A 20,169-nucleotide genomic window follows, 5' to 3' on the forward strand; every position below is an offset into this window, starting at 1 on the left:
CGACGTCCCTCCTCCCTCGTCCGTTCAAGCTCAGCCCTCGTCCGGGCCACCGCTCTCCTTGTCCTCGACCGTCTCGGCCGATTCCTCGGCCTTGACCGTCTGCGCCCCGGGCTGCGGCTCGGCGACAGCCACCCGCGCGGGGCGGATGGTGCGCTCGCCGAAGCGATACCCCGGCTGCAGAATCGCCACGCACGTCGTCTCCGTGACGTCCGGCGCGTACGAGTGCATCAGGGCCTCGTGGATCGTCGGGTCGAAGGGCTCGCCCTCCTTGCCGAACTGCTGGAGCCCCATCTTCGCCGCGACGGTCTCCAGCGATTCGGCGACGGACTTGAATCCGCCGACGAGCTCGCCGTGATCCCGCGCGCGGCCGATGTCGTCGAGTACGGGCAGGAGCTCGGTCAGGAGGCTCGCGACGGCGACCTCCCGGACCGCGATCCGGTCGCGCTCGACCCGGCGGCGGTAGTTCTGGAACTCGGCCTGGAGCCGCTGGAGATCCGCGGTGCGCTCGGTGAGCGCCATGCGGGCCTGGTCCAGCTGGGCCGTCAGGCCGACCAACTGTGCTGCTGCGTCCCCGTCCGGGGCCGCCGCCCCCTCCGCAGAGGGGGTGGCGGACTGCGGCTCGGCGTCGTCAGAGGTGGCGCCGGAAGGGACGTCGGGCTGCTCTTCGTAGCCCGGGGTCTCCTCCGTCACGCGGCACCGTCCCGGCGGTCCTCGTCGACGATCTCGGCGTCGACGACATCGTCGTCGGCCTTCGGAGACTCGGCGCCCTGGGCGTCGCCGCCCGCGGCCTGCGCGGCCTGGGCGTCGGCGTACATGGCCTGGCCGAGCTTCTGCGAGACCGCGGCGACCTTCTCGGTGGCGGTGCGGATCTCGGCGGTCTCCTCGCCCTTGAGCGCGGCCTTCAGCTCCTCGACGGACGCCTCGACCTCGGTCTTGATCTCGCCGGGGACCTTGTCCTCGTTGTCCTTGAGGAACTTCTCCGTCTGGTAGACGAGCTGCTCGCCCTGGTTGCGGGTCTCGGCGGCCTCGCGGCGGGCGTGGTCCTCGTCCGCGTACTTCTCGGCCTCCTGGCGCATCCGGTCGACCTCGTCCCGCGGCAGCGAGGAGCCGCCGGTGACGGTCATCTTCTGCTCCTTGCCCGTGCCGAGGTCCTTCGCGGTCACGTGCATGATGCCGTTGGCGTCGATGTCGAAGGCGACCTCGATCTGCGGGACACCGCGCGGGGCCGGCGGCAGACCGGTCAGCTCGAACATCCCGAGCTTCTTGTTGTACGCCGCGATCTCGCGCTCGCCCTGGTAGACCTGGATCTGCACGGACGGCTGGTTGTCCTCGGCCGTCGTGAAGATCTCGGAGCGCTTGGTCGGGATCGTGGTGTTGCGCTCGATGAGCTTGGTCATGATCCCTCCCTTGGTCTCGATACCGAGGGACAGCGGGGTCACGTCGAGGAGCAGGACGTCCTTGACCTCACCCTTGAGCACACCGGCCTGGAGGGCCGCGCCGATGGCGACGACCTCGTCCGGGTTCACACCCTTGTTGGCCTCGTTGCCACCGGTCAGCTCCTTGACGAGCTCGGCGACGGCGGGCATACGGGTGGAGCCGCCGACGAGAACGACGTGGTCGATCTCGGAGAGCTGGATGCCGGCGTCCTTGATGACGTTGTGGAACGGCGTCTTGCAGCGCTCCAGAAGGTCGGCCGTCAGCTGCTGGAACTGGGCGCGCGTGAGCTTCTCGTCCAGGTGCAGCGGGCCCTCGGCGGACGCCGTGATGTAGGGCAGGTTGATCGAGGTCTCGGTGGACGAGGACAGCTCGATCTTGGCCTTCTCGGCGGCCTCACGGAGACGCTGGAGCGCCATCTTGTCCTTGGCGAGGTCCACACCGTGACCGGAGCGGAACTGCTGCACCAGGTAGTCGACGACGCGCTGGTCCCAGTCGTCACCACCGAGGTGGTTGTCGCCGTTGGTGGCCTTCACCTCGACGACGCCGTCACCGATCTCCAGGAGGGACACGTCGAAGGTGCCGCCACCGAGGTCGAAGACGAGGATCGTCTGGTCGTCCTTGTCGAGGCCGTACGCGAGCGCGGCCGCGGTGGGCTCGTTGACGATACGAAGGACGTTGAGACCGGCGATCTCACCGGCTTCCTTCGTCGCCTGACGCTCGGAGTCGTTGAAGTACGCCGGGACCGTGATGACCGCGTCGGCCACCTTCTCGCCCAGGTACGCCTCGGCGTCGCGCTTCAGCTTCTGCAGGATGAAGGCGCTCATCTGCTGCGGGTTGAAGCTCTTGCCGTCGAGCTCGATCTTCCAGTCCGTGCCCATGTGACGCTTCACCGAACGGATGGTCCGGTCCACGTTCGTGACCGCCTGGCGCTTGGCGACCTCGCCGACGAGCACCTCACCGTTCTTCGCGAAGGCGACGACGGACGGCGTGGTCCTGGCGCCCTCGGCGTTGGTGATGACGGTGGGCTCGCCGCCCTCCAGAACGCTGACGACCGAGTTCGTCGTGCCCAGGTCGATGCCGACCGCACGTGCCATTTCAATTCCTCCAACAATGACTTGAGTGGAACGGACTCAAGTGTGCACGACACCCGCCTCCCGGTCAACAGACATGAGTCGTAGGGGCTCAACTCTTATCCGCTCCTTACACGCATGGCAGCCCTGACCTGCGCCTTTCGCGCAGAGTCAGTGCACCTTCACCGGCCCCGGAGCCTCCGGACGGGGCCGTCCGGGTCTGCCCAGAGATCTCGGGGCGGGTCCCCCGGGAGCGGGGATCGCATGCGGATGGGGGCGGCGCGGGCGGGGTCCCGGACGTACGGCCCCGGCGACGGCGACCAGCGCCACGGCGCCCGCCGGCCACCAGGCGGCCCCCGCCCCCAGCCACCCCAGATCGATGAGCAGCCCCACCAGCGCACCCGCGAACGCGGCGAGCCCCGTCAGGACCATGACCCCCTGCCGGGTGAGCCCCGCCCGGCGCAGCCGGTGCACCAGATGGTCCGGCGCCGGACGCAGCAGCGGCCGTCCCGCCCGGCGCCGCGAGACGAGGACCAGGACGGCGTCGGCACTGGCCACGGCCGTCAGAGCGAACCCGGCGCCGAACCCGGGCCCGGCCGGGCGCTCGGCGTGCACCTGCACGACCGACGAGGCCAGCACGAACCCGGCGAACAACGCCCCGCAGCGCCCCGGCGCGATCCGGGCCGGCGGCCAGCCGTGCATCAGGAAGCCGGTGAGCGCGGCGGCCAGCACGCTGAGCAGCGCCGCGAGCCCGTCCATGACCTCGGCGGCCGCGCAGCCGCTCAGCGCGAACGCGGTGATGACGCCGACCGTCCCCATCACCCCGTCGGCGTGGTCGAGCGAGCGGAAGGCCTGCGTGACGAAGACGACCCAGCCCACGGCCAGGACCCCGGCGGGCATGCCCAGTTCGTCATAGGGGACGGTCAGCGCGGCGGCGACGGCGACACCGGCCACGCACACCACGGGGGGCACGGGCAGCAGATCGGCGGCCAGGCCGAGCAGGGCGACCACGATCCCGGCGACCAGCAGCCGTCCGGCCTCCGGCCCGAGCGGGGCGGCACCGGTCCAGTTCCCGGCCCAGCCGACGAGCGCCGTCCCGCCCACCACGGCCACCCCGCCGAGCAGGGGAACCGGCCGCCCTCTCCCGGGCGCCCGGGGTTTCGCCCGGCGCGCGGGAAGCCCCGTTCCGTCGACCGCGCCGAAGCGCAGGGAGAACGACCGCAGCAGCGCGGCGAGCGCGGCGGTCAGGAGCAGAGCGGCGGTGGCGGCCGTGATTCCGTACAGCACGTCGCCAATTTAGGGGTAATTGTCACAGTATTGGGTGAATAACACGATCGGGTTTACGTGTCCTGTCGCCCCGGGGCGAACCGGACCTTCTGCCCGTCGCCCGCGCGGCCACTCAGGCATCCCTCAGCGACGCAGATCACCGCACCTCTGGCTACAGTGCGGCGAAGGAAGTGGGTAGTCTCAGACGGACTGCATAAGTTACCGCTTAGTAATCACTTCGAGGTCACGCTCGAAGCAACACCTCGCAGGCCCGAGGAGCCCCCGAATGCAACTCGCCGCGATCATTGTGTCGCTGGTCCTGACCGTGGTCGGCGTCGCGCTGATCGCGCGGGCCGTCGCGCAGATCTACCGGTTCATCAAGCTCGGCCAGCCCGTACCCGCCGGGAGCCGCACCGACGACTGGAAGGCCCGCAGCGTCACGCTGGCCAAGGAGTTCGTCGGCCACACCCGTATGAACCGGTGGGGGATCATCGGCGTCGCGCACTGGTTCGTGGCCGTCGGCTTCCTGACCCTCGGCCTGACGATCGTCACGGCCTACGGTCAGCTGTTCAAGGCCGACTGGACGCTGCCGGTCGTCGGCGGCTGGCTCCCGTACGAGCTCTACACCGAGTTCATCGCGCTGTTCACGACGCTCGGCATCATCGTGCTGATCGCGGTCCGTCAGCTCAACCGGCCGTCGAAGCCGGGCCGCAAGTCGCGCTTCGCCGGCTCCAAGACGGGCCAGGCCTACTTCGTCGAGGCCGTGATCCTCGTCATCGGCCTCGCGATCATGACCCTGCGCGGCCTGGAAGGCGCGATCCACGGTGTCGACCACTACGAAGCCGCGTACTGGGCCTCGTACCCCCTGGTCGCCGCCTTCAAGGGCCTGAGCTACGGAACGCTGCAGAACCTGGTCTACCTGACCGCCATGATCAAGCTCGGCGTCACCATGGGCTGGGCGATCACGGTCGGCCTGAACACCAACATGGGTGTCGCCTGGCACCGCTTCCTCGCCTTCCCCAACATCTGGTTCAAGCGTGACGCCAAGGGCGCGACCGCCCTCGGCGAACTGCTCCCGATGACCAGCGGCGGCAAGGCCATCGACTTCACCGACCCCGGCGAGGACGACGTCTTCGGCGTCTCCCAGGTCGAGCAGTTCTCCTGGAAGGGCCTGCTCGACTTCTCCACCTGCACCGAGTGCGGCCGCTGCCAGTCGCAGTGCCCCGCCTGGAACACCGGCAAGCCGCTCTCCCCCAAGCTCCTCATCATGTCGCTGCGCGACCACGCGCACGCCAAGGCCCCGTACCTGCTGGCCGGCGGCGGCAAGGACATGGAGGGCAACGAGAAGGCCTCCGAGGAGCAGCTCAAGGACGTGCCCGCGGCCGCCCTCGCCGAGGCCGAGCGCCCCCTCATCGGCACCGCCGAGGAGAACGGCGTCATCGACCCGGACGTCCTGTGGTCCTGCACCACCTGCGGCGCCTGCGTCGAGCAGTGCCCGGTCGACATCGAGCACATCGACCACATCGTCGACATGCGCCGCTACCAGGTGATGATCGAGAGCGCGTTCCCGTCCGAGGCGGGCACAATGCTCAAGAACCTGGAGAAGAAGGGCAACCCCTGGGGGCTGGCCAAGAAGCAGCGCCTGGAGTGGACCAAGGAGGTCGACTTCGAGATCCCCGTCGTCGGCCGCGACATCGAGGACCTCAGCGAGGTCGAGTACCTGTACTGGGTCGGCTGCGCCGGCGCCCTGGAGGACCGCGCCAAGAAGACCACCAAGGCCTTCGCGGAACTGCTGCACATGGCGGGCGTCAAGTTCGCGATCATGGGCGGCGACGAGAAGTGCACCGGTGACTCCGCCCGCCGCCTCGGCAACGAGCCCCTGTTCCAGGAGCTCGGCATGGAGAACGTCGCCGCGCTGAACATGGCCTTCGGCGAGTCCCTCAACGAGGAGGGCGAGGTGGACGAGTCCACCAAGAAGCCCAGGACGGCGAAGAAGATCGTCGCCACCTGCCCGCACTGCCTCAACACCATCGGCAACGAGTACCCGCAGCTCGGCGGCGACTACGAGGTCATCCACCACACCCAGCTTCTCCAGCACCTCATCGACGAGGGCAAGCTGCTCCCGGTGACCCCGGTCGAGGGCCTCATCACCTACCACGACCCCTGCTACCTGGGCCGCCACAACAAGGTCTACACGCCCCCGCGCGAGATCATGTCCGCCGTCCCGGGCCTGCGCCAGCAGGAGATGCACCGCCACAAGGAACGCGGCTTCTGCTGCGGCGCCGGTGGCGCGCGGATGTGGATGGAGGAGCGGATCGGCAAGCGCATCAACAACGAGCGTGTCGACGAGGCTCTGTCGCTGAACCCCGACATCGTCTCCACCGCCTGCCCCTTCTGCCTCGTCATGCTGACCGACTCGGTCAACGGCAAGAAGAACGAGGGCAAGGCCAAGGAGTCCGTCCAGGTCGTCGACGTCGCCCAGCTGCTCCTCGACTCCGTCCGTACCCCGGTCGAGGAAGAGCCCCCGGCGGGCACGGCCGACTCGGAGAGCGAGCAGGAACCGGAACCGGTGAAGTGACTCCGGGACCGGTGAAGCAGCGCCGCGGCCGACGGTCCGACACGACCGCCTGACGCGACCGCCTCGCACGACCGCTCAATACGACCGCTCGATACGACCGCTGAAGCGACTGGCCGACACAGCCGCCTGACCTGGCTTTCGGACACCGCCGACCGGCCTGATCGGATCGGTACGACCGACACCCCCGTGCTCTCCGGAGCGCGGGGGTGTCGCCGTATCCAGACTGGGTGCCTCATTGCCCAGCCGTTCTCGAGAGCCGCTCGGCGTCGGGCCGGAGTCGGGGCGGAACCGAGCGGGATCAAGCCGGAATCGGTCCGAAGGCAGGACTCTCGTGTCTCCCCTTGCACAGGAAACGCGAGATTCACCGAACACACGTACAACCCTTGCCGATCGTGGCGGGTCTCCTCACCATCGGCCGACCGTGCGCCCAGGGACTCCCCGGGCAGGAACGGACGGCCGCACCCATCAACTGGGGAGGCCTCCCGGGCGTCCCCGCGTGCCGCAGGAGAACCCCGCACATGCACAGACGCACCCCGGCGTTACTGGCCACCGCCCTCCTCGCCGCGGGCCTGGCCCCGCTGACGCTCGCCGTTCCCGCCTCCGCCGCGCCCTCCGGCCTGTCCGGGGACTTCAACGGCGACGGCTACCGCGACGCGGCGATCGCCGCCCCGGCCGCCACCGTGAACGGCAAGGCGTGGGCCGGGCAGGTGGCCGTGGTCTACGGCACCGCGACCGGGCTGAACCCGGCCAGGCACCAGGTGATCAACCAGAACTCCGCGGGCGTCCCGGGCGACGCCGAGACGGAGGACGAGTTCGGCGACGAGATCGCCACCGCCGACCTCAACCGGGACGGCTACGGCGACCTGGTCGTCGGAGCGGAGCACGAGAAGACGGGGGACAAGGAGGACGCCGGCACGGTGGTCATCGTCTGGGGCTCCGCGAGCGGCCTCTCCGGTGCCACGACGGTGAAGAACCCCCTTTCGCTGTACGGGAGTTACTTCGGGCTGAGCATCGCGGCCGCCGACTTCACCGGCGACGGGAAGCCCGACCTGGCGATCTCCGCGCAGGGCGACACCGGCGTCCCCACCTACCGGATCCGGCTGATCCGCGGTCCGTTCGGCAAGTCCGGCTCGACGGGCACGGTCTCCTCGTACTCCCCCGGGATCGACAGGCCGGCCCTCACCGCGGGCCGGGTCGACGGCGACACCAAGGCCGACCTGGTGGTCACCGGGCAGAAGGCGAACAGCGACCGGCTGGCCGGAGCCGTCTACTACAAGGGCGCGTCGAGCGGCCTCAGCAAGGCGGCCACGCTGCCCGTCGCAGAGACCGCGGCGATCGGCGACCTCGACAAGGACGGCTACGGCGACATCGTCCTCGGCAACCCGCAGGACCCGGACCGCGATCCGTCGGGCTCCACCGGCGGCAGGATCAACGTCGTCTACGGCACGTCGTCCGGCCCGAGCACGACCCGCCGGAACTCGCTCGGCCAGAACACCGCCGGTGTACCGGACTCGGCCGAGGCGGGCGACCGGTTCGGCCAGGCACTGGCCATCGGGGACTTCGACAAGGACGGCTACGGCGACCTCGCCGTGGGCGCACCGGGCGAGTCCTTCGGCGACGACCAGCACTACATCGCCTCCGCGGGCACGATCACGCTGCTGCGCGGCTCGGCGTCCGGTCTCACCACGACCGGGGCGACACAGCTCACGCAGGACAGCCCCGGGGTACCGGGCTCGGTGGAGGCGGGCGACAGCTTCGGCGCCACTCTCCTCGCGTCCGACGTCACCCACGACGGCCGCGCGGACCTCACGGCGATCGCGTCCCAGGAGAACGACCCGGCCGGTGCCGCATGGTTCCTGCCGGGCGCGAAGTCGACGTCCTCGGTGTCCTTCGGTCCGACCTCGATCGGCCTGACGAACAATCAGGGCGGCGCGTTCGGAATGGACTTGGCGGGCTAGTCACCGCGGGATCGACGCGACGCCCGCCGGACGGGGCGCCGCGTCGATCCCGGACAGGGCGCCGCGTCGATCCCGTGGCGAGCCGCCGTGCCGCCTCGGCCGGTCGGACGTATCCACCCTCCCCGGCGACCCGAGGCGTCACCGCAGGCGCCCCGAGGAGACACCGCGGGGCCGCGCCACTGGCACCGGCGACCGCTGCGGCCACCACCTCGGCCTCGGCCACCACCACCGCCACCTCGGCCTCGGCTTCCGCCTTCGCCTTCGAAGAAATCCTCGAACTCACGTACAACCCTCAACCACCATCAATGGTCTCCTGTTCGCCGATCAGTCAGTGAACTGCCGGACAACTCAGGGCAAACAAAGACGATCGGCTCCCATTGACAGGGGATGTGCGCCCAGCATCCCCGCATGCCGCAGGAGAATCCCGCATGCACAAGCGTCACCCGCACCACGTGCGACTCGCCCTCGCGACGGCAACGGCTGCCGCGCTGACGGGAGGTCTGCTCACCTTCTCGGCCGCGACCGCGACCGCCGCGGACTCGATGAGGGTCCCGCAGGCCGACTTCAACAACGACGGCATCGGCGACGTGGCCCTGTCGGCCGTCGGCGCCTCCGTCAGCGGCCACGCGGGCGCCGGCCAGATCGTCGCCCTCTACGGCACGACCACCGGCGTCTCGTCCGCCAGGCGTTCCACGATCAGCCAGAACACCACGGGTGTCCCCGGCACCGCCGAGGCCGGGGACGGTTTCGGCGGTGAGACGGCGTACGCCGACTTCAACAACGACGGGTACGACGACCTCGCCGTCGCCTCCCCCTGGGAGAAGGTCGGCACCGACACCAACGGCGGCGCCATCGCCATCCTCTGGGGCTCCGCGAGCGGCCTCACCGGCAAGAGCATCGACGTCCCGGACCCGTCCCCCTCCTCGCACGACTACTGGGGCAAGGACCTGGCGGCCGGCGACTTCGACGGCGACGGGAAGGCCGACCTGGCCGTCGGCAGCTCGGCGAGCACGATCTACGTCTACAAGGGCGGCTTCAGCACGGCCGGCACCCCCGGCGGCCGTACGACGATCAAGCCCCCGATCCAGTCGGGCACCAACGACAACCCGTACGGCCCGCTCAGCCTGACCGCGGGAGACGTGAACGGCGACCACAGGACCGACCTGATCGTCGACGGCTACGAGACACAGACGAGCTACGGCTGGAACACGAACTACTTCGTGCCCGGCACGGCGAGCGGCCTGAGCGTCGCGTCCGCGAAGACCCTCAAGCCGGGGATCATCACGGGCATCGGTGACATCAACGGCGACGGCTTCGGCGACATCGTCAGCGGCGCCGGCTGGGACGCCACCCTGGACGACGGCACGACCGTCCCGGACGCCGCCACCGGCGGCAAGGTGAACATCACCTACGGCTCGGCGTCCGGCCCGGCCGGCACGACCGGGATCACCCAGAACAGCGGCAGCGTCCCCGGCACCTCGGAGACGGGCGACCGGTTCGGCTGGGACCTGGACATGGGCGACATCAACGGCGACGGCTACCAGGACGTGGTCGTCTCCGCCCCGGACGAGGACATCGACGGTGTCTCCAACACCGGCATGGTCACCGTCCTGTACGGCTCGGCGGCCGGCGTCGACGTCTCCTCCGGCGCCCAGTCGTTCGCGCAGAGCACGGCCGGGGTCCCCGGCAGCGACGAGAAGAACGACCTGTTCGGCGCGGACGTCAAGCTCGACGACGTCACCGGCGACGACCGGGCCGACCTGCTCATCGGCTCGTACGAGAACGCCGGCAACGGCGCGGTGACCTACCTGCCCTCCAACGGCAGCAAGATCACCACGACCGGCTCCCGCACCGTCTCGCCGAGCACGTCCGGCGTCTCGACGTCGGGCACCCCGCAGTTCGGCGCCAATTTCGCCGACTGATCCGGGTCACTCCCAGGGCTGGTCCAGGTAGCTCCCGAACAGTCGAACCGGCGTTCGGGGGCGACCGGGCTGCTCTCCCCGGAAGGGGCCGCCCGTCCCGGGCGACCCCTTCCCCACACGCCGGGCCCGCTCCGCTCACGGGCCCGGCGTGTCCCGTTCCCCGGGCGTTCCCGGGTCCCGCCCTCCCTGCCGTTCCGTCGTACGGACGTTCCCGTACGGGGCCGCCCTGACTACCCCTTAGGGGATGTCACAGCTCGGACCCAATGCCCGGCCCGTTGCCCCGGGCCCGGCACGTCACTCTTCGGGACCAGGTACGTTCGATAACGTGGCTGGATTCAGGATCGGACGCGGCGGCCGGGACAACCGTGCCCCGCAAGCGCGACCGCAACAACAACCGTCGTACGGACAGGCCCCCCAGGGACGCGGACAGCAGTCCCCCCAGGGAGGCGGGCAACAGCCGTACGGCTACCCGCCCGCGCCGTCGCAGCCGCAGTACGGGGGACAGCAGCCGTACGGCGGGCAGCAGGGCGGTCAGCCCTACCGTGGCGGGCAGCAGGGCGGTCAGCCGTATCGCGGCGGGCAGCAGGGCGGCTGGCCCCAGGGCGGCGGACACGACGGCGGGCACGATGAGCCGGAGTACTTCGGCGACGGTCACCCGCAGCAGGGCCCCGACCCGTACGCGGCGAACAGCCCCGGCCACACCCAGGCCTTCTCGATCGGCGAGGACCCCTACAACCAGGGCGGGACCTACCGCGCGGGCCAGGCGGCGGCTCCGCCGGTCGGCCCGCGGCTGCACTGGAAGGACCTGCTCAAGGGCATAGTGACGGCCCCCAACCGGACCTTCCTCCAGATGCGCGACTACACGATGTGGGCCCCGGCCCTGATCGTGACGTTCCTCTACGGCCTGCTGGCGGTCTTCGGCTTCGACAGCGCCCGCCAGGACGCCATCAGCGCGACCCTCTCCAATGCCGTCCCGATCGTCCTGACGACCGCCGTGGCCCTTGTCATCAGCACGTTCGTCCTGGGCGTGGTCACCCACACGCTGGCCCGCCAGCTCGGCGGCGACGGCGCCTGGCAGCCCACGGTCGGCCTCTCCATGCTGATCATGTCCATCACGGACGCCCCGCGACTGCTCGTCGCCATGTTCTTCGGCGGCAACGCGTCCTTCGTCCAGCTGCTCGGCTGGATCACCTGGGTCGCCGCGGGTGCCCTGCTCACCCTGATGGTCGGCAAGTCCCACGACCTCCCGTGGCCCAAGGCACTCGCCGCGTCATCCATTCAGCTGATCGCCATCCTGTCGATCATCAAGCTGGGCACGTTCTGACGGCTTCCGCGCGCCCCTCGTACAGGGGCCCACACGCATGAGAAGGGGCTCCCGGCACAACGCCGGGAGCCCCTTCTCACGCGTTCACCGAACGGGTCAGCAGGCCGGGAGTGCACTCCCGGCCGACAGGCCAGAGGGCGCCTCAGCCGACGGCAAGCAGGTCAGAGGGCGTCCTTCGAGGGAGTGATGGGCTCCCCCGCCTTACGTACCGGAGGCAGGACACTCCAGGGGAAGTTGATCCACTCGTCGGTCCTCCGCCACACGTACTCGCACTTCACGAGCGACTGGGTCTTCTCGTAGATCACGGCGCTGCGGACCTCGGCGACGGCGTCGACGCAGAAGTCGTGCACGAGCTTGAGCGTCTTGCCCGTGTCGGCGACGTCGTCCGTGATCAGGACCTTCTTGTCGGAGAAGTCGATCGTGTTGGGGACGGGGGCGAGCATGACCGGCATCTCCAACGTCGTCCCCACCCCCGTGTAGAACTCGACGTTCACGAGATGGATGTTCTTGCAGTCGAGGGCGTACGCGAGCCCGCCCGCGACGAAGACGCCGCCACGGGCGATGGAGAGCACGATGTCCGGCTCGTACCCGTCGTCGGCGATGGTCTGGGCGAGTTCGCGTACGGCGACGCCGAACCCTTCGTAGCTGAGGTTCTCGCGCACGGGAGACACGGGAGACACGCTCATCGCCTCAGACCTGGGTGCGGTGGAAGTTCAGGAAGGACCGCGAGGCGGTCGGACCGCGCTGGCCCTGGTAGCGGGAACCGTACCGGTCGCTGCCGTACGGGAACTCGGCCGGCGAGCTGAGCCGGAACATGCACAGCTGACCGATCTTCATCCCCGGCCACAGTTTGATCGGCAGGGTCGCGAGGTTCGACAGCTCCAGGGTGACGTGCCCGGAGAACCCGGGGTCGATGAACCCGGCGGTGGAGTGGGTGACCAGCCCCAGCCGGCCCAGGGAGCTCTTGCCTTCGAGCCGCGAAGCGAGGTCGTCGGGCAGCGAGATGACCTCGTACGTACTGGCGAGGACGAACTCTCCAGGGTGCAGGATGAACGGCTCGTCACCCTCGGGCTCGACGAGCCGCGTGAGGTCCGACTGTTCGACCGCTGGGTCGATATGGGGGTAGCGGTGGTTCTCGAACACCCGGAAGTAGCGGTCGAGGCGCACGTCGATGCTCGACGGCTGCACCATGGATTCGTCGTAGGGATCGATCCGGACCCGCCCGGCGTCGATCTCGGCCCGGATGTCCTTGTCTGAGAGAAGCACGCCCTGAGGATACGCAAGGGGCGCGGAGCCACCACAATCGTGATGGCTCCGCGCGCCCGTACTGCTCCGCCGCTCCTGCGCCCGAGACGACTCCTCGGCCTCTGCGCCCCTGCTGGAGCACCGGTTCTCGTGCCTCTACTGCTTACTGTTGCCGCTCCTACTGATCGGCCCCTGCCGCGTCACCGCTCCGGTACTGCCTTCTCCAAGGTCACCGGCACCACACTGCGGAGCCGGGCACACCGTGGACACCGGAGCAGCCGGCCGGGGCCGAGCCGCTCGGCCTGCTGCATCGGGAACGAAGCGGTGCTGAACACGTGCCCCTCGGCACAACGGACGACGGTGCGCTCCATCAAGTCCCAGAGTCCCTTCCCCAAGAGCTGCGTCAGGCTGATGCCCTGACAACGAAAGCCACATTACGGGATGAAAGGGACGGCTCTCCAAGCGGCACTCCGCCCCCGCCCGGACCCACTTCAACGCCCCCACCGTACGCCCCAACTCCGGGCGCTCGCAGCCGCATCCACCCTGCGAAACACGAGCGGGCCCTGCGGCTTCGGCGCCGGGGGCGGGGCATGAGGTAGAGTGAGCGAGCATTCGACACCGGCCCGATCGGCGTCTTACGCGGGTGTAGTTTAGTGGTAGAACATCAGCTTCCCAAGCTGAGAGTGCGAGTTCGATTCTCGTCACCCGCTCCATGTGAAACCCCCAGGTCGATGACCCGGGGGTTCTTTGTTGTCCAAACCAAGGGGCGGGGCGCAGGACGACGGCACGCACACCCGCGTCAGGCTTGGCTCTCCGGGAGCTCACCGGCCGTTGGTCCGCTCGGGCTCGGCGGCTCGGACGCGGATCGCCATGTCGTCCAGGTCGGCGTCCCGGCGGCGCAGGCCCGCCAGTTCCTCGGATCGCATCGGGCCGTACGCGCCGAGGCAGACCATGAGGCGCCGGCGGATGCCGATCGCGTCGGCGAGGGCATCCACCTGGCCGACGGTGGCGATACGACGTTCCGCCGCGGACTCCTTGCCCGTGCCAAGGCCCGGCGCGTCATCGGATGCGCCGGGCCTTGGGGGGGCCTCAGCCGGTGAAGGTGAAGTACTTCCAGGAGCTGTTCGTGGTCGAGTTCACGGTGTCGCCCGAGGAGTTGTTGATGTAGGACGACCGCACGCGCATCGAGTAGCCGGTCTGGTGCGTGCCGCCCAGTTCCACCACCGACTTGCCCGTGGAGTCGAGCTTGAAGTACTGGTACCCCGCCGACCGCCAGGCGCCGCCGGAGTAGATCTGGAACTCCAGCTTCTGCGAGCGGCCGGAGTAGGCCGTCATCGTGGTCGTGAAGAGCGGATTGGTCGTCTTCCGGAAGTAGTACTTGGTGTACCCGTTGACCGTGGCCGTCTTGTAGGAGCGGCTCACACTCAGCGACACCTTGACCTTCGCGCCCACCCAACTCGTGGCCGTCTTCGGGGCGGTCCGCGCGTCGCCGGAGAAGGACGCGCTCACCGTGGTGTCGCGCTTCAGGGTCAAGGAGGCCGACAGGTTGCCCCCGCTGTTGACCGTGCCGGTCTTGACCAGGTACTTGCCCTTGCCGTCGCCCGCGGTGTCCGCGTAGAGCGAGAGCGTCCGGTTCTTGTACGTCGTGCCGAGGTGGGCGGTGAACGTCACGTTGCTGGCGTAGTCGTAGACGCTGCCGTTCTTGCTCACGGTCAGGGTCGCGGAGTTCCGGGAGACCTCGACCGTGTCGGAGGCGGAGGCAGCCGTGCGATCGGCGCCGCCGGCATAGGAGGCCTTGTACGTGACCTTGCCGCCCGCGGGCGGGGTGTCGGTGAAGGAGAAGGTCCCGTCCGCCTTCACCGTCGCGGCCGGGAGCGCCTTGCCGTTCGGGGACTCGACGTCCGTTCGGGTGACCGCGACGGTGGTCCCCGCGGGCAGCCCGAGCGTGTTCGTGACCTTGCCGGAGACGGTCAGCGACTTGGCACGGCCGGCCGTCGCCGGGGCGTTCACCGTGATGCCGGTGACGGCCTTGCCGGGGTCGGTGACGACGCGCAGGCGGTAATAGCTCTGGAGGTCGCGCGTGACCGCGAAGAGCCGGCTGCTGTCGGGCGCGAAAGCGAGGTCGCCGTGGTCGAGCAGGGTCTCCTGGGAGACTCCGCCCCGTTCGTCGGTGAAGTCGGCGGTCCGCCTCGGGGCCGTGCCACCGGGCCTGTAGATGGACACCTGGGGGAGGAACATCGCGTAGGTGTCGGAGCCCACCGCGACGAGGCCGTCCGGCGCGACAGCCACCGACCGTTGTGCCGAGTAGGTGCTCGGATACCTGATGGTCTCCGACAGGTCCGAGGTCCGGAAGACCTGCTGGAAGTCGCCCGCCGTGGTGGCCACCACCAGCCCTGTGCCGTCCGGGGTGAGCGCCAGGTCCTCCGCGGTGTTGCCGATGGCGGCGTCCTGCCCGCCGAGGAACGCGGTCCGGCCGGCCGTGCCGGACGACACGTCATAGATGCCGAGGGTGAAGTAGTACTGGCGCGAGCCGGCCGCCAGGGTGTTGGGAGCGCCCGGTACCGAGTCCAGCAGGGGAGCGTCCTTCCAGGTCCCCTCGGCCTCCTGGGCGAGCGAAACCCGCGTCTGCCCGCCTGACAGGTCGAGGGAGCCGATGTTGCCGTGACCGTCGCCGCCATAGCCGAACCAGAGCTTGCCGCCCGCGAGCGCCAGGTGCTGCGGATCCGTGCCGTCACCCGTCGCGTACCGCCCGGCCACGGTCAGCGTCGCCGGGTCGACGGCCACGATCTCATCGGTTCCCGGCACGGCGACGTAGAGCGTTGCCGAGTCGGCGGACAGCTCCAGGCCGTCGGCCTGCGGCAACGAGGTGACCGTCCCGATGACGGTGCCGTTGTAGTCGGTCGCGACGACCTTGCCTCCCGACGGGTCACTGATGAAGACCCGCTTGTGAACGCCGTCCACGATGATGTCGCCGCTGGACCTGATGGGCAGCGCGGCGCTGCTGTCGGCGACAGCAGCGCCCGCGGACGACCCGATCAGGGCGACTGAACCGAGGGCGACCGCGAGCGCCGTCCCGGCCGAAATGCTGCGCACACGCACAGTGATGCAACCCCCACTAGGAAACACAAGACTGCCCTCAAGACCCCTGTAGCCCCATCAGGGTTGTACGGCACACCCGCGCGATTCTCCGCAGGTCCCACTGGCTGCCGCCCGGGAGCCGGGCACCTTCCATGGCAGGCGCCCACTGGGATCGCTGCGATCGGGGAACACCGGGGAATCGAGGACGCTCAGTACGGCCGCGGGATCTCGTACTCGCCCAACGCAGCGTGAGGAGCCGAAACGTGTTCCCCCTCGCGGACCAGCGCCATAACTCCCCCTCCAACAGCGAAGATGCCGGCGAACCCAACTCAGCCGACCGTCTCAATTTCCTTCTCGTTCGGCGCCGTTCATGGCCGTTCGGGCGAGCCCAAGGCGGTGGCCGCTCAGACGACCGGCCGCACCTGAACACAGTTGAACGGCCCCGTCCGAGGCTCCCGGGACCACCATCAGGTCGGCCATGCTCGCCGTGGCATGATCCACCGCCATGAGGAGACGCCGGTGGGGGAAGACCGTGACAGGGGCTCTGCTCGCCGCCGTCGCGACAACAGCCATGAGTGGCTGCGGGGGAGAGACGGACGCATCCGCCGACAAGAAGGAGCCGGCACTGAGCGCGAGCCCGTCTTGGCACAGTGCGACTCTGCAGGATGCGGCGTACATGTTCCAGAAGGACTTTCGGGAACTGACCACGACCGACTGTTCCGCGGACTGCGGGCGGGACCTGGCAAAGGTTTTCGGCGACGGACTGCTGCTCAAAGACCTGATGAAGGCGTCCGGGGCGTCGGAAAGCGTCTATGCCGAGCCGATTCGTCTGTTCGGCAAGCTGGAGAAGGGATTCACCGCCGCCGCAGCGCTGAGCGGGGAGGCCCGCCTCCCTCCCATGCTCGGCCCGGCACGCGAGCTGAACAACTGGCTGAACACCCACCCCATCCGATAGACCGACGGGCCCGGGAGCGGTGACCACCGAGAGCTCAGAACAGCCCGCGTTGCCGCAGCCGGCCCAACGTCGCGTTCTTCAACCGGAGTCACTCGCGCCACAACCATTGCGTCGTGGCGGTGGTCAACATGAACGTCCGATGTACCAGGGACCGATACCGGGAGTCTCCGTGCCCAACCGCAATCGCCGTCGTTCCGCCGTGGGCTGTGCCGCGCTCGCCGCGCTGCTGACCGCCCCCGTGCTTCTGGCCGCACCGGCCTCCGCCACGACGACGACGCCGGTGATCGACTTCAACGGCGACGGGTTCGCCGACCTGGCGATCAGCGCGCCCGACGCCACGGTGTCGGGCGTCGGCGACGCGGGCTACCTGTCGGTCGTGTACGGCTCCTCCGCCGGGGCCGACACCAAGCACTCCCAGTTGATCACGCGCGCCGCCGAGGGCGTGCCCGGAGACGTCATGGAGTACGACTACTTCGGCAGTTGGACGGCGGCCCGCGACCTCGACGGGGACGGCTACACCGACCTCGTGGTCGGCGGTTACCACACGCCCGTGGTGCTGTGGGGCTCCCCACAGGGCCTCCGCGGCGGCGCCGCACTCGCCGGTACGACGTACCAGGTGGGTGCCGGTGACATCAACGGCGACGGTCACGCCGACCTCGTCGCCAACGTCGGCGGCTCGCTGGAGGTGCGCTTCGGTCCCTTCACCCGCGCCGGGGTGCCCGCGTCGACCGACACCCTCGCCTTCGCCGAAGAGGACGGCCCGCAGGACTTCACCGTCGGCGACGTGACCGGGGACGGCAAGGACGATGTCGTCACCCAGCACGGCTTCGAGGAGATGCAGCACAAGTCCCGCTTGTGGAAGGGCACGTCCACCGGGCTGAGCAAGACCTTCCAGTCCTCCGGCTATTACACGGTCGGCGGGGTCATCGCCGACGTGAACAAGGACGGCTACGGCGACTTCATCGCCCGTCAGGTCGACCAGGTCTCCGAGATGATGGAGTACGACGCCGGCGACATCCGTGTCGTCTACGGCTCGGCGTCCGGCTTCTCCACCCGTACCAGCAAGATCAACCAGGACACGGCGGGCGTCCCGGGCGTCGGCGAGGCGGGCGACGACAACGCCGACTACGGCGACCAGTTCGGCTACTCGCTCGCCGCCGGCGACGTGACCGGCGACGGCTACCCGGACATAGCGGTGGGTGTGCCCGGCGAGGACATCGGCTCGATCCGTGAGGCAGGTGCGGTGGTCCTGCTCAAGGGCGGCGCGTCCGGCCTCACCGGTACCGGCGCACAGGCCTTCAGCCAGTCCACGTCCGGCGTGCCGGGCGCATCGGAGAAGGACGACCACTTCGGTGCCGCCGTCCTGCTCGCGGACGTCAACGCCAACCATCGCGTGGACCTCGCCGTGGGCACGCCCCAGGAGGACGGCACCTACCAGGACTCGGGCGCGGCCTGGCTCCTGCGCGGCTCGAAGAACGGCCTGACGACCACCAACATCGCCTCCTTCGGCCCCGGCACACTGAACGCGCCGCAGAAGGGCTCCCGATTCGGAACCGGCTTCGCGCGCTGAGCCCGTCGAGCCGTCGGGGCACGCGCGGACGAGCCCCGACGGCCCGCAGATCCAAGGCCCCCTTGTCGCCCAACCGATGAGCGGGGTGCGCACCGCAGTTGTGAGCGCTACGGCGTATCAGGCAGCCGGTCGGCGATGGTCCGATCACGGTCACCGGTGAGGTGCCGACGGATCGGGGCCGGAGGCTGTCCCTCGGCGCCCGCGTTCGTCACATGCGACGGGCGCTCCTGCGCGCCAGGAATTCGGCGGCGATCCCGGCCAGAAGTGCGAGGCTCAGGCCCAGGACACCCGCGTTGACGACCGAGGGACCTTGGGACCAGGCCCAAGCGCAGCCGACCGCGAAGGCCACGGCCACCGCGATGCGGCCGGGAGTTCCGCTGTCCGCGAGCAGGGGGGTCTGCCCAGCCCTGCGCCGACGGTATTTGAGTACGACGATGACCGCGGCAACCAGCACCAGGATGGCCGGTCCTGCAAAGCTGTCCATAACCTACGTGTGCCCTCTCTGTTTCTCGGCGGTGTGCGGCGGACCTACTTGCAGTATCCGCCCTTGTACTCGTACGGAAGGAAGGTCGGCACCTTCACCTCGACGCACTTGCCGTCGGAGCCCGCGTTCCAGGCCACCCGGGAAATGTTCGCCGCGTTCAGGATGCCGTACGCGTCGAACGGCGGCGGAGCGGCCGCGAACAGCACGGCCACGAAGCTGGCATTGGACGCGAGGTGAGCCGTCTCCTTCTTGTTGAAGTAGACCGTTCCGCTGATGATTCCCCAGGTCCACTTCGGGTCGGCGACGATGGGGTACGCGGCGTTCGCGTCGGCTTCCACGGTCTGGGTGACGGTGTCCCCCTCGACGCGGTAAGCGGTAGGCACCGGGGCGCCGTTCGCATCCTTCGCCCAAGGCGTCTCCAGCCCGCCGATGATCTTTCCGGAGGCGTCGAAGACGACCAGGCCGCCCTCGGCGGTCTGCCGCGTCGTGGCGCCTTCCGGGAGAGTCAACCCGAACGACTGCTGTCGCGGAGCGTTGGCGTCGTCCAGGGTGAAGAGCGCGCGGAAGCCACCGTCCGTCGTCGCCTGCGCGGCGGTGGAGACCGAGTCGTCGCGGCCGGCGAAGACGGCCGTGCCGCTCGTACTTGAGGACTCCCTCCCGCCAACTCCGGGAAGGGCGAGCTTGATGGTGTCCTCCCCCTTGGTCGCGCTGATCGGATCGTCGGCGCGGGCCGGAAGGAATACCTGGGCACCTTCCGCGGCCACGGTGCCCGAGCCCTTGAGGATCTCCTGCGTGCCCGTCGCCTTCTCGATCACCGTCGAGGGTGTCGCGGTGTGCGATGACGTGTCAGCCATGGCGCCGGGCGCGGTGAGCATGGTCAGTGCCGCCGCCCCGGCAACGAGGGTCAAGTTTCCAACTCTCGGTATTCGCAAAGCAGTTCCCCCAGTGTTGTGGTCCGAACCGAACTCGTCGGCCGGGGGATCCTCACACGGTCGACCAGGAGCTCACAAGATCAACAGTTTTCGGCTGCCATCGCCGCACTGGCGACATACATGACTCATTGCTTGCATATGGCACTCCCATGGTGAACCTCGGCCGATTTGCTCCACTTTGACGATCACCCCGCGCACAGCGCGAACGGCCTTGTGAAGTCGGCCACTTGGCCTGAATCACGCACGCGGGGGATCAGCGGCAGTCCTCTTGATCGAGCAAGGGTCCCGGCCTGTCGGTCGCCAGGCTCAGCCCTTGCTCAAATCGGTCGAATCTCCTTGACGATCATCCG

Annotated in this window: 14 protein-coding genes, 1 tRNA gene and 1 pseudogene; 7 read left to right on the forward strand and 9 right to left on the reverse strand. The window is 69.3% G+C overall.

Translation table 11 applies throughout. The features are described from left to right. Positions 1-30 precede the first annotated feature (30 nt). From grpE to OHT01_RS19335, 3 genes are all read right to left on the reverse strand, one after another. Positions 31-690 carry a nucleotide exchange factor GrpE gene (gene grpE / locus OHT01_RS19325; protein ID WP_328554388.1) on the reverse strand — a complete coding sequence of 220 codons (660 nt, stop codon included), beginning with the start codon at positions 688-690 and terminating at the stop codon, positions 31-33. Then, positions 687-2,531 (reverse strand): molecular chaperone DnaK, encoded by a 1,845-nt coding sequence (gene dnaK, locus OHT01_RS19330; protein ID WP_328554389.1) that lies wholly within the window; start codon positions 2,529-2,531, stop codon positions 687-689. The genes grpE and dnaK overlap by 4 nt, the downstream gene beginning before the upstream one ends. 147 nt (positions 2,532-2,678) lie before the next feature. Then, positions 2,679-3,794 (reverse strand): MraY family glycosyltransferase, encoded by a 1,116-nt coding sequence (locus tag OHT01_RS19335; protein ID WP_328554390.1) that lies wholly within the window; start codon positions 3,792-3,794, stop codon positions 2,679-2,681. A gap of 265 nt (positions 3,795-4,059) precedes the next feature. On the opposite strand from OHT01_RS19335, the gene OHT01_RS19340 reads away from it, so the two are divergent. The 4 genes from OHT01_RS19340 to OHT01_RS19355 all read left to right on the forward strand — a co-directional run bounded on the left by OHT01_RS19340 (position 4,060) and on the right by OHT01_RS19355 (position 11,555). Then, the gene (locus OHT01_RS19340; protein WP_328554391.1) at positions 4,060-6,351 is read left to right on the forward strand and encodes a (Fe-S)-binding protein; all 2,292 of its coding nucleotides are present in this window, start codon (positions 4,060-4,062) and stop codon (positions 6,349-6,351) included. 518 nt (positions 6,352-6,869) lie between these two features. After that, positions 6,870-8,309 (forward strand): FG-GAP and VCBS repeat-containing protein, encoded by a 1,440-nt coding sequence (locus tag OHT01_RS19345; RefSeq protein WP_328554392.1) that lies wholly within the window; start codon positions 6,870-6,872, stop codon positions 8,307-8,309. Between the two features lie 428 nt (positions 8,310-8,737). Then, the gene (locus tag OHT01_RS19350; protein WP_328554393.1) at positions 8,738-10,231 is read left to right on the forward strand and encodes an FG-GAP and VCBS repeat-containing protein; all 1,494 of its coding nucleotides are present in this window, start codon (positions 8,738-8,740) and stop codon (positions 10,229-10,231) included. A gap of 244 nt (positions 10,232-10,475) precedes the next feature. Continuing rightward, positions 10,476-11,555, forward strand: a complete 1,080-nt coding sequence (locus OHT01_RS19355; RefSeq protein WP_328554394.1) for a Yip1 family protein — start codon at positions 10,476-10,478, stop codon at positions 11,553-11,555. Positions 11,556-11,716: 161 nt separating this feature from the next. On the opposite strand, the gene OHT01_RS19360 is transcribed toward OHT01_RS19355, so the two are convergent. Together OHT01_RS19360 and dcd are read right to left on the reverse strand one after the other, a co-directional pair. Beyond that, positions 11,717-12,241 carry a phosphoribosyltransferase gene (locus OHT01_RS19360; protein ID WP_328554395.1) on the reverse strand — a complete coding sequence of 175 codons (525 nt, stop codon included), beginning with the start codon at positions 12,239-12,241 and terminating at the stop codon, positions 11,717-11,719. A gap of 4 nt (positions 12,242-12,245) precedes the next feature. Then, a complete protein-coding gene (dcd, locus tag OHT01_RS19365) occupies positions 12,246-12,821 on the reverse strand; it encodes a dCTP deaminase (protein ID WP_328554396.1) in 576 nt (191 codons plus the stop codon). A 618-nt stretch (positions 12,822-13,439) separates the two neighbouring features. On the opposite strand from dcd, the gene OHT01_RS19370 reads away from it, so the two are divergent. After that, positions 13,440-13,513 (forward strand) — tRNA-Gly (locus tag OHT01_RS19370). A gap of 61 nt (positions 13,514-13,574) precedes the next feature. On the opposite strand, the pseudogene OHT01_RS19375 reads toward OHT01_RS19370, so the two are convergent. Both OHT01_RS19375 and OHT01_RS19380 read right to left on the reverse strand, forming a co-directional pair. Beyond that, positions 13,575-13,846, reverse strand: a pseudogene (locus OHT01_RS19375) (tyrosine-type recombinase/integrase); the annotation flags it as partial. A gap of 43 nt (positions 13,847-13,889) precedes the next feature. After that, positions 13,890-15,893 carry an Ig-like domain repeat protein gene (locus OHT01_RS19380; RefSeq protein ID WP_328554397.1) on the reverse strand — a complete coding sequence of 668 codons (2,004 nt, stop codon included), beginning with the start codon at positions 15,891-15,893 and terminating at the stop codon, positions 13,890-13,892. Between the two features lie 661 nt (positions 15,894-16,554). On the opposite strand from OHT01_RS19380, the gene OHT01_RS19385 reads away from it, so the two are divergent. Both OHT01_RS19385 and OHT01_RS19390 read left to right on the forward strand, forming a co-directional pair. Continuing rightward, on the forward strand, positions 16,555-16,833 hold the full coding sequence (locus OHT01_RS19385) for a hypothetical protein (RefSeq protein WP_328554398.1): 279 nt from the start codon (positions 16,555-16,557) through the stop codon (positions 16,831-16,833). Positions 16,834-17,002: 169 nt separating this feature from the next. Next, positions 17,003-18,403, forward strand: coding sequence for an FG-GAP and VCBS repeat-containing protein (locus tag OHT01_RS19390; RefSeq protein ID WP_328554399.1), 1,401 nt, complete (start codon positions 17,003-17,005; stop codon positions 18,401-18,403). Between the two features lie 208 nt (positions 18,404-18,611). On the opposite strand, the gene OHT01_RS19395 is transcribed toward OHT01_RS19390, so the two are convergent. Both OHT01_RS19395 and OHT01_RS19400 read right to left on the reverse strand, forming a co-directional pair. Beyond that, positions 18,612-18,887, reverse strand: coding sequence for a hypothetical protein (locus OHT01_RS19395; protein WP_328554400.1), 276 nt, complete (start codon positions 18,885-18,887; stop codon positions 18,612-18,614). 44 nt (positions 18,888-18,931) lie between these two features. Next, positions 18,932-19,795, reverse strand: a complete 864-nt coding sequence (locus tag OHT01_RS19400) for a hypothetical protein (RefSeq protein ID WP_328554401.1) — start codon at positions 19,793-19,795, stop codon at positions 18,932-18,934. Between the last annotated feature and the right edge of the window lie 374 nt (positions 19,796-20,169).

It is taken from the genome of Streptomyces sp. NBC_00358, from assembly GCF_036099295.1.
In the GTDB taxonomy this organism is placed as follows: Bacteria; Actinomycetota; Actinomycetes; order Streptomycetales; family Streptomycetaceae; genus Streptomyces.